This is a genomic window from uncultured Acetatifactor sp., assembly GCF_948601915.1.
Lineage (GTDB): Bacteria > Bacillota > Clostridia > Lachnospirales > Lachnospiraceae > Acetatifactor.
The window spans coordinates 1-12,353 of sequence record NZ_CAPDXS010000152.1; the positions used below are offsets into that span (position 1 = coordinate 1).

General features: G+C 58.9%; 11 protein-coding genes. 10 read left to right on the forward strand and 1 reads right to left on the reverse strand.

The window, feature by feature from the left end:
- The first annotated feature begins 189 nt into the window (after positions 1-189).
- The 5 genes from Q2B33_RS20110 (at position 190) to Q2B33_RS20130 (ending at position 5,650) form a co-directional block, all read left to right on the forward strand.
- On the forward strand, positions 190-1,338 hold the full coding sequence (locus Q2B33_RS20110) for an ABC transporter ATP-binding protein (protein ID WP_330684786.1): 1,149 nt from the start codon (positions 190-192) through the stop codon (positions 1,336-1,338).
- Entirely contained in the window at positions 1,328-2,164 is an 837-nt protein-coding gene (locus Q2B33_RS20115; RefSeq protein ID WP_300565899.1) for an ABC transporter permease, read from the forward strand. Before Q2B33_RS20110 ends, Q2B33_RS20115 begins: the two co-directional genes overlap by 11 nt.
- A 25-nt stretch (positions 2,165-2,189) precedes the next feature.
- Positions 2,190-2,999, forward strand: a complete 810-nt coding sequence (locus Q2B33_RS20120) for an ABC transporter permease (RefSeq protein WP_330684787.1) — start codon at positions 2,190-2,192, stop codon at positions 2,997-2,999.
- A 6-nt stretch (positions 3,000-3,005) separates the two neighbouring features.
- Positions 3,006-4,280, forward strand: coding sequence for a PotD/PotF family extracellular solute-binding protein (locus Q2B33_RS20125; protein ID WP_300565900.1), 1,275 nt, complete (start codon positions 3,006-3,008; stop codon positions 4,278-4,280).
- A gap of 284 nt (positions 4,281-4,564) precedes the next feature.
- Positions 4,565-5,650 carry a hypothetical protein gene (locus Q2B33_RS20130; protein ID WP_300565902.1) on the forward strand — a complete coding sequence of 362 codons (1,086 nt, stop codon included), beginning with the start codon at positions 4,565-4,567 and terminating at the stop codon, positions 5,648-5,650.
- A 13-nt stretch (positions 5,651-5,663) separates the two neighbouring features.
- On the opposite strand, the gene Q2B33_RS20135 is transcribed toward Q2B33_RS20130, so the two are convergent.
- A complete protein-coding gene (locus tag Q2B33_RS20135; protein ID WP_296454924.1) occupies positions 5,664-6,887 on the reverse strand; it encodes an ROK family protein in 1,224 nt (407 codons plus the stop codon).
- Positions 6,888-7,202: 315 nt separating this feature from the next.
- Between Q2B33_RS20135 and Q2B33_RS20140 the strand changes: the two genes are divergently transcribed.
- The 5 genes from Q2B33_RS20140 to Q2B33_RS20160 all read left to right on the forward strand — a co-directional run bounded on the left by Q2B33_RS20140 (position 7,203) and on the right by Q2B33_RS20160 (position 12,342).
- Positions 7,203-8,213, forward strand: coding sequence for an ROK family protein (locus tag Q2B33_RS20140; RefSeq protein ID WP_300565905.1), 1,011 nt, complete (start codon positions 7,203-7,205; stop codon positions 8,211-8,213).
- A complete protein-coding gene (locus tag Q2B33_RS20145) occupies positions 8,206-8,850 on the forward strand; it encodes an SIS domain-containing protein (RefSeq protein ID WP_300565907.1) in 645 nt (214 codons plus the stop codon). The genes Q2B33_RS20140 and Q2B33_RS20145 overlap by 8 nt, the downstream gene beginning before the upstream one ends.
- Positions 8,851-9,026: 176 nt before the next feature.
- Positions 9,027-10,016: a polysaccharide deacetylase family protein gene (locus Q2B33_RS20150; RefSeq protein WP_330684788.1), complete on the forward strand. Its 990-nt coding sequence runs from the start codon at positions 9,027-9,029 to the stop codon at positions 10,014-10,016.
- A gap of 336 nt (positions 10,017-10,352) precedes the next feature.
- Positions 10,353-11,897, forward strand: a complete 1,545-nt coding sequence (gene guaA, locus Q2B33_RS20155) for a glutamine-hydrolyzing GMP synthase (RefSeq protein ID WP_296466897.1) — start codon at positions 10,353-10,355, stop codon at positions 11,895-11,897.
- Positions 11,898-12,090: 193 nt separating this feature from the next.
- Positions 12,091-12,342, forward strand: a complete 252-nt coding sequence (locus Q2B33_RS20160) for a type II toxin-antitoxin system RelB/DinJ family antitoxin (RefSeq protein ID WP_016292713.1) — start codon at positions 12,091-12,093, stop codon at positions 12,340-12,342.
- Positions 12,343-12,353 lie beyond the last annotated feature (11 nt).

Below are 12,353 nucleotides of genomic sequence, written 5' to 3' on the forward strand. Positions count from 1 at the left end.
CAGTGGTGTCTCCGGGAAAGGACTTGGCTGGCGGTCTGCAGTCGGATTACACTGCAAATTTAACCGGTGTGCAGTATAATTCATTGCGTGCGCCTGCGAAAAAAGTCGTATCCCGGAAGAATTTCGGGGGATTGCGGGAGCCGCTTATCACGGCGCTGTGCGGGTGCCGCCACAAAGGAGATGCAATACTTGAAAGATACCATAATTTCCCTAAAAGACATCACCGTCTCCTACGACGGGGAGCAGGTGCTGGGTGGCTTCAACCTGGAGATACATGACGGGGAGTTCGTCACCCTCCTGGGCCCTTCGGGCTGCGGCAAGACCACGGTCCTGCGCACCATCGCCGGGTTCATCCGGCCGGACGCGGGGGATGTGTTTTTTAACGATAAAAATATCACGGACCTGCCGCCCCACAAGCGGGAGGTGAACACGATTTTCCAGAAATACGCCCTGTTCCCCCATCTGAACGTGTACGAGAACATCGCCTTCGGCATGCGCCTCAAGGGCCGGGGCGAAAAGGAGATCAAGGGCACGGTACAGGAGATGCTGGCCATGGTGAACCTGACGGGCTATGCCCACAGAGGCGTAGGCCAGCTTTCCGGCGGGCAGCAGCAGCGGGTGGCCATCGCCCGGGCCCTGGCCAACGAGCCGAAGGTCCTGCTGCTGGACGAGCCCCTGGGGGCCCTGGACCTGAAGCTGCGCAAGGACATGCAGGCCGAGCTGAAGAAGATACAGCAATGCACAGGCATCACCTTCGTGTTCGTCACCCACGACCAGGAGGAGGCCCTGTCCATGTCCGACACTGTCGTAGTCATGGACGGGGGCGTGATCCAGCAGATCGGCTCTCCCACGGATATCTACAATGAGCCGGAGAACGCCTTTGTGGCGGACTTCATCGGAGAGTCCAATATCCTGGACGGGGTCATGCTGGAGGACTATTCCGTGAGGGTCGCGGGGCACAGCTTCCGCTGCCTGGACAGCGGCTTCGGCAGGAACACCCCCGTGGACGTGGTGATCCGGCCGGAAGACATCAAGGTAGTAGAAGCGGATGCCACCCGGATCGTAGGGGACGTGACGGCGGTGACCTTCAAGGGCGTGCACTATGAGATGATCGTGGACGTGGCGGGCTTCAAGTGGATGATACAGTCCACGGAGTGCCGCCAGGTGGGGGACCACATTGGCCTGGCCCTGACCCCCAATGATATCCACGTCATGCAGAAGTCCGAATACTCCGGGGTGTTCGGGGACTACAGCACCTTCAGCGATGAGATGGAGGAGGACAGGACCGCCTCGGAGGAAGCGAACATCCGGGAGGAGGGAGACGCCGATGAAATCTGATTCCAAGCTCCTCTCTGCGCCCTACACGGTCTGGATGACGATCTTTATCGTGGTGCCCATGCTGCTGGTGGGATATTTTGCCTTTACGGACAAAGCGGGCCGCTTTACCATGGAGAACATCTTAAGCGTGGGCCAGTATTCCAACGTATTCCTGCGCTCCATCTGGCTGGGGGCCCTGGCCACCGCCATCTCCCTGGGGCTGGGGTATCCTTTTGCCATGATCATCGCCAGGATGGGCGCCAGGCGGCAGAATGTCATGGTGATGCTGGTGATGCTGCCCATGTGGATGAATTTCCTGCTGCGCACCTATGCCTGGATGACGCTGCTGGAAGACAATGGCCTGATCAATAACGCCCTGGCCGCCGTGGGGCTGCCCCGGGTGCACATGATCAATACCGCGGGGGCGGTGGTCCTGGGGATGGTCTACAACTATATTCCCTACATGATCCTGCCGCTGTACTCCGTGCTGACCAAAATCGACCGGAGCGTGATCGAGGCGGCCCAGGATCTGGGGGCAAACAGCGTCCAGGTGTTCTTGAAGGTAGTGGTGCCCCTGAGCATGCCCGGGGTGATCTCCGGCGTGACCATGGTGTTCGTGCCCGCGGTGAGCACCTTCATCATCTCCAAGATGCTGGGCGGGGGCGGCAACCTGCTGATCGGCGACCTGATCGACATGCAGTTTCTGGGCAGCGCGTACAATCCCAACCTGGGCTCCGCCGTGTCTCTGGTGCTGATGGTGATCATCCTGATCTGCATGGGCATCATGAACCAGTTCGATGACGGGGAAGCGAATGAAGCCGTCCAACTGGGAAATGTGAATCATTAAGCTTGGAACAGGGAGGTATCTTATAGTGAAAAAAGCGGGAGGACGAATTTATACCTTTCTCATTTTCCTCTTTTTATACGCGCCGATCCTGGTGCTCATCGTGTTCTCCTTCAACGACACGGAGACCGGGAGCCGGGCGGTGTGGGGCGGATTCTCCCTGCGCTGGTACAGGAAGCTGTTTGAGGACAGGCTTATCCTGGAGGCCCTGCGCAATACCCTGCTGATCGCCGTGGTGGCGGCGGTGGTGTCCACCGCGCTGGGCACCGCGGCCGCCATCGGGATCAATGGCATGAAGCGTCTGCCCAGGCGTATCATGATGAACATCACAAACTTCCCCATGGTGAATCCGGAGATCGTCACGGGGGTGTCGCTGATGCTGCTGTTCGTGTCCGCGGTGCGGCTGCTGGGCGGGCGCAGCCTGGGGATGGGTTCGCTGATCGCGGCCCATATCACCTTCTGCCTGCCCTATGTGATCCTGTCCGTGCTGCCCAAGCTGCGCCAGATGGATCCGAACCTCTATGAGGCGGCCCAGGACCTGGGCTGCCCTCCGGTGAAGGCCTTCTTCAAGGTGGTGCTGCCGGAGATCATGCCCGGGGTGGTCACGGGGATGATCATGGCGTTCACCCTTTCCATCGACGACTTCGTGATAAGCTATTTCACCAGCGGCACCACCCAGACCCTGCCCATCTACATCTATTCCATGACCCGCAAGCGCATCAGCCCGGAGATCAATGCCCTGTCCACCGTGCTGTTCGCGGCGGTGATGGCGCTGCTGGTCGTCGTGAATGTACGCAATCTGAAGGAACAGGGCGGCGAACCCGAAAAGGAGGTGTGAGGCGGCATGGATGAAGGGAGAGAAGGGTACGGGAGGGATCCGCGCCCCGGGGGGAACGGTTTCCTGGGGAGAAGGCGTGCAGGCCGGCCGAAGCTGCCAGGGAGGCTCGGCGCGGCTTTTCTGATAGCCGCGGCGCTGCTTTCTGCCCTTATGCCGGCACAGCCCGCCAGGGCGGCGGAGGGGACGGACCAGGGCGTCACCATAAACGTGTACAACTGGGGGGAGTACATCGCCAACGGCACCGACGGCTCCCTGGACATAAACGCCGAATTCACCAGGCGCACAGGCATCCGCGTCAACTACACCACCTTCGACAGCAACGAATCCCTGTACTCCAAGCTGGTGGGCGGCGGCGCGGACTATGACGTCATCATCCCCTCGGATTATATGGTGTCCAGGCTCATTCACGAAAACATGCTGGCGGAGCTGGACTTCTCCAACATCCCCAACTTCCGGTATATCGACGAGAGCTTCCGGGATCCGGACTACGATCCGGAGGGGCGCTATTCCGTGCCCTATACCTGGGGCGTGGTGGGCCTGTTCTACAACACGGACTATATCGAAGAGGAGATTACAAGCTGGTCTTCCCTCTGGGACGACCGCTACGCGGGCAAGATACTGATGTTCGACAATCCCAGGGATTCCTTCGCCATCGCCCAGCTCCTGCTGGGGCAGTCCCTGAACACCACCGAGGAAAGCGACTGGCTGGAGGCCGCGGCCCTCTTAAAGCAGCAGAAGCCCATGGTGCAGGCCTATGTCATGGACCGCATCTTCGACAAGATGGAGAGCGAGGAGGCCTGGATAGCCCCCTATTATTCCGGGGACGCGGCCATCCTGGTGGACAACAGCGACAACATCCGCTTCGTGGTGCCAAGAGAGGGCACGAACTATTTCGTGGACGCCATGTGCATCCCCGCCACCTCCGGCCACAAGGCCGAGGCGGAGGCCTATATCAATTTCCTCTGCGACCCTGAGATCGCCGGGGCCAACATGGACTACGTGGGCTATTCCACCCCGGAGACCGCGGCCAAGGCCTATATGGATCCGGAGATCGTGGAGAGCCCCGTCCACTATCCGGACGGTGAGACCCTGGCCCGCACCCAGGTCTTCGTCAACCTGCCGGAGGAGACCAGCAGGCTGATCGACAGGCTCTGGGCCGAGGCGAAAATGGGCGGCCCCGGCGAGTCCGCGGTGCTGGTGGCGATCATCCTGGGGTTCCTGGCAGTGTACATCGCCATATTGGTGTACAAACGGCGCAAGCGGAAGCGGGAGCTGGCGTAGGAAATCGGGGAATGGGAGGAGCCTGTCCGGGCTCCTTTTTCCGTGTCCGGGCATAATGCCTCCAAAAAGGAGAAAAATGTACGGGAAATTGCCACAAGATGATATTGAAAACCACCAATGGGAATGATAGAATAAGGAAGGCGAAGGATTCGGAAAATCGTTCGGGAGGATCGCCGGGAGAACCTCTGAGATTGAAATCCTGCCTGACCGGCAACCTGGCCCAATGGGTGCGGGAGAGGGACGGGGCGTGTTCATGCCGCAGGGCGGTGGAATGGAGAGCTGTTATGAAATTGAAGGACTGGGACGATAGGGAGGAAAAGGAACTGGGGCAGGAACCGGAGAGCCGGGGGACGCAGGATGCGGATTTTGAGGACCGGGAGCCGGAGGAAGCGCTGCCGCCCCTGCAGCCATGGGCGAAAGCGGCGATCTTTATGGGCCTGACGGTGCTGGCCGCTGTCATATGCGCCGTTTTGTGGCATGTCACCCATCCGGACAAGCCAGAGGGAGGGGACAGGGGGAGCCTGGCGGAGGCCAGCCAGCCGGAGTCCGACGACTCGGGGCAGTCCCCGGAAGCGGAAGGGAACCCGGCACAGGGAGAAGGGGCAGGCGAGGAGCCAGAACCGGACTTTGCCGGGGCCGCGGATTCGGAGACGCCCGCGGAGCCTGAAAGCGAACCGGCGGAAAGCGGCGCGGCATCATCCGCCCCGGGGGCCTCTGCGCCTCCGGATGCCTCCGAAGGCCCGGAGGATCGGCCCGAATCCCCCCAGCCTACGGCTGAGCCCCAACCGACGGCACAGCCCACGCCTGAGCCCGCGTCCCGGCCCCAGGCGGGGAACCCGGAGGCCGGGGCGGATGACATACGCATGACATTCATGGTCGTGCAGGAGTCCGTGACCCCCAAGGACGCGGTGAACCTGCGCACCATGCCCACTACCACGGATGACAGGAACATCGTGGTAAAGATTCGAAATGGCGAAGCCCTGTCCAGGACCGGCATCAACAATGACACAGGATGGTCGCGCATCGACTACAATGGCCAGACACTGTACGCGGTGAGCCAGTATCTGACCACTGATCTGAACTATAAGACGCCGGTGGCGCCCACTGACCCCAACCGGGTCACCACGGCAGACGGAACGGAGGTCATTTTCGAAAACTGCGACGACTGGATCACGCCCAAGGAGTATGTGAATCTGCGGACGGAGCCCAGCACCCTTCAGGAGAACGCCACGGTGAGCTGCCAGCTGAACTACGGGGAGAAGGCCCACCGCACAGGCTTCAGCGCGGACTTTGGGTGGTCCCGGGTGGAGTACGGCGGGCAGATTCTCTACGTGGTCACCAGCTTCGTCTACACGGTGCCGGCGGAGTGACATTTGCCTGTCTTCAGGGGTTGAAGATGTTCAGCTCGCAGTTGAAGATTTTGTCCGTCACCACGGCGATGGAGCCGATTAGGGGCGCCTGGCCGCCGAAAGAGGACTTCACGATCTCGATGGTATGCCCTGTGTTGGACTGGGGGCCGCTGTTGAGCTTGGTGGTCAGGGCGTCCTCCACCACAGTGGTCTCCACGGGGGAATCGTATCCCACGATGATATGGCTCACGTCCAGCAGGTGGATGGCATTGCGCACCGCGTAGGCCAGGTAGCCGCAGAACTCGTCCAGCGCTGCCATGGCCAGGAAGTCCATGGCGGAGGCGGCGGTGATGATGTCGCTCCAGGTGTAGGATTCCTGCTCCTTGGACAGCAATGTAGGGCCTTTGTAGATATTGCGCATCTCCTGGATATGCCGGTTCATATTGTCGATATTGGCGTAGAGCTCCAGGCAGCCGCGGTTGCCGCAGTTGCAGGAAGGTCCGGCGAAATTGATGGAGGTGTGGCCCAGCTCGCCGCTCTGTCCGAAATCCCCGTCGTAGATGTTCCCCTGGAAGATATACCCGGCGCCTATGCCATTCATGATATGCAGATAGAGCAGATTGTCCGAATGGGTATGGGAGCCGTAGATTTTTTCCGCCAGCGCGCCGGCGCTGCTGTCGTGGATGATGTAGGCGGGCAGCCCTGTGCGCTGTTGGATGATTTCAGGCAGGGGGAGGTTCTTGATGCCCCAGAAATCCACCGGCGTGGTCAGCTTCTGGGCCTTGGTGTCCACAGGGCCCAGAGAGGAGATGCCTATGGCCACGATCCGCCGGGACTGGCCCTTGCGGAGCTGTTCGTAGAGCTGCACCAGCGTGTCGATCAGGGTGTCCTGATTCAGGGAATCGTACCTGCAGTCCTTCTGGGCGATGATCCGTCCCTTCAGGTCGGCCAGGATGCCGCTGAGCAGATTCCTTTTGATCAGCATCCCCATGATCAGCGGGGAATTGGGGGACAGATCCAGGATGATCGGCTTCCTGCCGAGGGAGGCGTCCGCCTCGGTGGAGGTATAGGTGTACTCCTTGATGATGTCGCTGGCGATCAGGTCGGATACGATATTGCCAAGGGTGGTCTTTGTCAGATGCATGCTTCTGGCCAGGTTTGCCCGGGAGACGGACTGTCCCGTGCTGATGAGGCGCAGGGCCAATGCGCGATTCTTTTCTTTTACATTCGTGAGGTTGGTTCCGTGCAATGTCGGCATAGATTTTCGTCCTTTCTCTGGCGGAGACAAGCGGGTCATCCCCCTTTTCTTACTATTATACATGATTTGTAATGAAAATCAATAAAAAGAGACAAGAAAGTAAAACGGCATTACTAAAAATCGGGCTGAACACGGGATATGGCCCTTCCGGGATGGCCGGAATCTTTAGAAAGATTTTATAAAATAAAAAGCCCTTAATGTTAGTAAACAGTATTGATTTAGTGGAAGAAAAATGGTATTATTTTTCTTGAAAAGCACTGAATAAAGGGTACCGGAAAACCATACACCATAAAAATGGCGGGAAGGGGAATCGATATGAAGTTTAGCATAGGGATAGACATCGGCGGGACCAAAAGTGCTGTTCTACTGGGGAATCCGCAGGGGAAGGAGGGCCCGGAGAAGTTCATACTGCGAAGGGAAGCCTTTGAGACGAAGAAAGCAGGAGGCCCGATGGGGGCGATTCAGAAGATGGAGGAGACGATCCATCGGATATTGCAGGAGAAGGGGCTCTCCACGGAGGACATCATAGGGATAGGCGTCAGCTGCGGCGGGCCGCTGGACAGCAGGCGGGGGGTCATCATGAACCCGCCCAATCTGCCGGGCTGGGACAATATACCGATCAAGCAGATACTGGAGAAGGAGTTCGGTCTGCCCGTGGCGCTGGAGAACGACGCCAATGCCTGCGCGGTGGCGGAATGGAAGTACGGCGCGGGCAGAGGGTATGACAATGTCATCTTCCTGACCTTCGGGACAGGTTTGGGAGCCGGGTTGATCCTGGACGGGAAGCTCTACCGGGGCAGCAGCGACATGGCAGGAGAAGTGGGCCATGTGAGGATGGAGAGATGGGGGCCGGTGGGCTACGGGAAGATGGGCTCCTTCGAGGGATTCTGCAGCGGCGCGGGGATCAGCCAGATGGCCAGGATGAAGGTGCTGGAGAGGATCGAGAACGGCATGAGCCAGGATCTGTGCCAGGGCATGGAGGATCTGGATCAGCTCAACGCAAAGGACATAGCCATCGCCGCGGACAGGGGGGACGAGCTGGCCATAGAGATCTACCGCCTCTGCGGCGAGCAGCTTGGCAGGGGGCTGGCCATGCTGGTGGATATCCTGAACCCGGAGATCATCATCATCGGCAGCATCTTCCAGAGGTGCAGGCATCTGCTCTGGCCCTACGCGGAGCGGGTGATGAAGCGGGAGGCGCTGGAGGCGTCCGCGGCGGCCTGCGTGGTGGTGCCCGCCCAGCTGGGGGAGAACATAGGCGATTACGCCGCGCTGGTGCTGGCGGAATATAATTTCGGAGAAAAGGAAGTGGCAGGGAATGGATGAGGTTGAGGGAATCTGGCAGGGGCTTGCGGAGCGCTATCCCGTCCTGGAGGGATGCCGGGAAGACATCATGGAGGCCTATCATGAGATGCGGGAAAGCTTTGCCCGGGGCGGGAAGCTCCTGATATGCGGCAACGGCGGCAGCAGTGCGGACGCCCAGCATATCGTGGGGGAGCTGATGAAGGAACTCAGGCTGCACAGGGCGGTGCCGGAGGAGTTCGCGGCGGCCTGCCGGAGGCTCTATCCCGGCCAGGGGCTGGAGGAAAAGCTGCAGGGAGCGCTCCCGGCCATTGCCATCGGGGTGAACCCGGCGTTTTCCTCCGCCTATGCCAATGACGTGGCCCCGGAGATGGCCTATGCCCAGGAGGTCTTGGGCTACGGCAGGCCGGGGGACGTGCTGCTGGGGCTGAGCACCTCGGGGAATTCCGGGAACGTGATAAACGCGGTGAAGACGGCCAGGGCCGCGGGGCTGCGCTGCATCGGTCTGGGCGGCCTTGGCGGCGGCATGCTGCGGGAGCTGTGCGATGTGTATGTGGCGCTGCCGGAGAGCGAGACCTACCTGGTGCAGGAGCTGACCCTGCCTGTGTACCACGCCTGGTGCCGCATGCTGGAATGGGCCTTCTGGGGTGGGAAGGCATAATTAGTCAACTGATATTACTAATTAAGATTTTTGAAGAAAAAGCAACTGACAGGGAATGTGGCAAAGCTTTCTTTACATATATTGGAGCAAGACGACGAATTAGCCATGTGGGATCTGCGGAGGGACACAGCCGCCGGGGATTTCTGCATGGCTAATTGCGAAAGGAAGCCAGACAGATGAAGACGATTTATGTAAAGGATGTGGTACAAAAGCTGCTGCTGACCGAGCGGATCAAGTGGAAAAAGGTGGTTCCTGCCATGGCCCTGTTCGCGGCCATGTTCTTCCTGGGCAGGGAGGTGGCGGAGATCCGCGCCCAGGCCAGACAGACCTCGGGGAGCCTGCTCACAGAGACCGAGGACTGGGGCCTGGGATTCGGCGGGGCGGGGCAGAAGCCCACAGGCAATGCCACTGCGGCGGAGCTTGCGGAGTACGATGCCTACTTTTGCGGGCCGGGGGAGGAGAAGGCGATCTATCTGACCTTTGACTGCGGCTACGAGAACGGGAACACGGAACCCATCCTGGACGCCCTGAAGAAGCACAATGCCCCGGCCACCTTCTTCGTGGTAGGGCATTTCCTGGAGTCCGCCCCGGAGATTGCGAAGCGCATGGTGGAAGACGGGCACACCGTGGGCAACCATACATATCACCATCCGGACATGTCCAGGATATCGGATAAGGCATCCTTCCAGAAGGAGATGGACGATGTGGCTGCCCTGTTCAAGGAGGTCACGGGCGGGGAACTGGCCATGTACTACAGGCCGCCCCAGGGGAAGTACAGCAAGGAGAACCTGCAGATGGCAAAGGAGATGGGATATTCCACCTTCTTCTGGAGCCTGGCCTATGTGGACTGGAACCAGGATGCCCAGCCCAGCCACGAGGAGGCTTTCTCCAAGCTGACAGGGCGCATCCATCCCGGGGCGATTGTACTGCTGCACAGCACCTCGAAGACAAACGGGGAGATCATGGATGAGCTGCTGACGAAATGGGAGGAGATGGGGTATACCTTCAGGCCGCTGGCGGATTTGGCGGCAGGGCAGGGCGGCCAGGACGGGAACCGGGCGGAGGACGGCGGAAATGCTGGAAATGCAGGAGATGGGGGAAATGCTGGAGATGCTGGAAATGCCGGAAATGCAGGAGACGGCGGAAATGCCGGGAAAAGGCGCTGACGACAGGGGAGCGGGCGCAAAAATAACACCGGCTGTCGCGTGTTCTACGGGATTCTCTCTATGGTTGCACCTAGACACCGACAATACGGCCAAAGCCGCACTCTTCCCAGAACCGATGTTGACGTTATTATAATATAAAATCCGGGGGATGACAAGGCTTTTTGCGCCAGCATGCTCTTTGCACATACTCTCTGTGGCCGTCAGGCGTCCCTGGCACACTTTCCGGAGGGCCGCAATTGCGCCACAGGCTTGACTTGTCCGGGGACCTATTCTATAATGGGAAGCGATAAAGAGGGAAACGTAAAGGAAGACATGGTTCGGGGCAAAGGAGGAAGTATGGAAAAGGAACTGGTAGCGGTCATTGACTTCGGCGGTCAATACAATCAACTGGTGGCCAGGCGAGTCAGGGAATGCAATGTGTACTGTGAGATTTATTCTTATAAAACGGATCTGGATAAAATCCTGGAGAGGAAACCCAGGGGCATCATCCTCACAGGCGGCCCCAGCAGCTGCTATGAGGAGGGGGCGGCCACCTGCTCTCCCGAACTGTTCGAGCAGGGGATTCCGGTACTGGGGCTGTGCTATGGGGCCCAGCTGATGACGCATGTGCTGGGCGGCCAGGTGGCCAGGGCGGCAGTCAGGGAGTATGGCAAGACAGAGGTGGACGTGGACACCACATCCCGGCTGTTCGCGGACGTGACGCCGCACACGGTGTGCTGGATGAGCCATTTCGACTATATCGCCCGCATGGCTCCAGGCTTCCGGGCTGTGGCGGCTACCGCCAACTGTCCCGTGGCCGCCGCGGAGTGGGAGGAGCGGGGGCTCTACGCCATCCAGTTCCACCCGGAGGTGCTCCACACCGCCCAGGGCTCCAGGATGCTGTACAATTTCGTGCGGAATATATGCGGCTGCGCCGGTGACTGGCGGATGGACTCCTTCGTGAAGGAGAACATCAAAGCCATACGTGAAAAGGTGGGCGGGGGCAAGGTGCTCTGCGCCCTGTCCGGCGGCGTGGACTCCTCTGTGGCGGCAGTGCTCCTGTCCAGGGCGGTGGGCAGCCAGCTCACCTGCGTGTTCGTGGACCACGGGCTGCTGCGCAAGGACGAGGGGGACCAGGTGGAGGCGGTCTTCGGGCCTCAGGGCGATTATGAGCTGAACTTCATCCGGGTCAATGCCCAGAAGCGGTTTTACGACAGGCTGGCCGGAGTCTCCGAGCCGGAGCAGAAGCGCAAGATCATCGGCGAGGAGTTCATCCGGGTCTTCGAGGAAGAGGCGAAGAAAATCGGGGCCGTGGACTTCCTGGTGCAGGGGACGATCTACCCGGACGTGGTGGAGAGCGGCCTGGGCGGGGAATCCGCAGTGATCAAGTCCCATCACAATGTGGGCGGCCTGCCCTCCTGCGTGGAGTTCAGAGAGATTGTTGAGCCGTTGAGAAACCTTTTTAAGGATGAGGTCAGGAAGGTGGGCCTGGAATTGGGCATCCCGGAGCAACTGGTGTTCCGGCAGCCCTTCCCCGGACCGGGGCTGGGGGTCCGCATCATGGGCGAGGTGACTGCCGGGAAGGTGGAGATGGTGCAGGACGCAGACGCGATTTTCCGTGAAGAGATCTCCAGGGCCGGACTGGACAGGGAGCTGAACCAGTATTTTGCCGCGCTGACGAACATGCGTTCTGTGGGCGTCATGGGGGATGAGAGGACATATGACTATGCCATCGCCCTGCGGGCGGTGAACACGGTGGATTTCATGACCGCGGAGGCGGCGGAGATTCCCTGGGAGGTGCTCAAGCGGGTGATGAGCAGGATCATCAATGAGGTGCGGGGGGTGAACAGGGTGCTTTATGACGTCAGTTCGAAACCGCCTGGAACCATAGAGTTCGAATAGTAAAAAAGTATATTATTTATTTTATATGGCAGGTAGTCTATGAGATTGCCTGCTATATTTGCAATTTATAATTTCATAAAAATTGAGGCAGTAAATTGTTGCCAATAGAAATGGGTATCTATTATAGTAAAATGCTTTACAAATGCTATAATATGGAATATACTAGTATTACAATTAAGAAAGAGGTGATGTAATGGCTCAAATTAGTTTGCGTATAGAGGATGATGTAAAAAAAATGGCAGAGCAGGCATGTGCCGATATTGGCATGTCTTTGTCTACGGCAATTAATATTTATCTCAAAAAACTTGGGCGTGAAAAGCGAATACCTTTTGAGGTGGCTGTAGATCCTTTTTATTCGCAGGAAAACATGACCAGGCTAAAAGAGTCGGTAGCACAGATGGAAGCTACAGGCGGCACAGTACATGAGGTAGATTTTGATGATTAAGTCATGGTCAG

Coding starts and splice junctions, on each gene's coding strand:
- Q2B33_RS20115 (WP_300565899.1), top strand. CDS start 1,328: ATGAAATCTGATTCCAAGCTCCTCTCTGCGCCCTACACGGTCTGGATG.
- Q2B33_RS20125 (WP_300565900.1), top strand. CDS start 3,006: ATGGATGAAGGGAGAGAAGGGTACGGGAGGGATCCGCGCCCCGGGGGG.
- Q2B33_RS20130 (WP_300565902.1), top strand. CDS start 4,565: ATGAAATTGAAGGACTGGGACGATAGGGAGGAAAAGGAACTGGGGCAG.
- Q2B33_RS20135 (WP_296454924.1), bottom strand. CDS start 6,887: ATGCCGACATTGCACGGAACCAACCTCACGAATGTAAAAGAAAAGAAT.
- Q2B33_RS20140 (WP_300565905.1), top strand. CDS start 7,203: ATGAAGTTTAGCATAGGGATAGACATCGGCGGGACCAAAAGTGCTGTT.
- Q2B33_RS20145 (WP_300565907.1), top strand. CDS start 8,206: ATGGATGAGGTTGAGGGAATCTGGCAGGGGCTTGCGGAGCGCTATCCC.
- Q2B33_RS20150 (WP_330684788.1), top strand. CDS start 9,027: ATGAAGACGATTTATGTAAAGGATGTGGTACAAAAGCTGCTGCTGACC.
- guaA (WP_296466897.1), top strand. CDS start 10,353: ATGGAAAAGGAACTGGTAGCGGTCATTGACTTCGGCGGTCAATACAAT.
- Q2B33_RS20160 (WP_016292713.1), top strand. CDS start 12,091: ATGGCTCAAATTAGTTTGCGTATAGAGGATGATGTAAAAAAAATGGCA.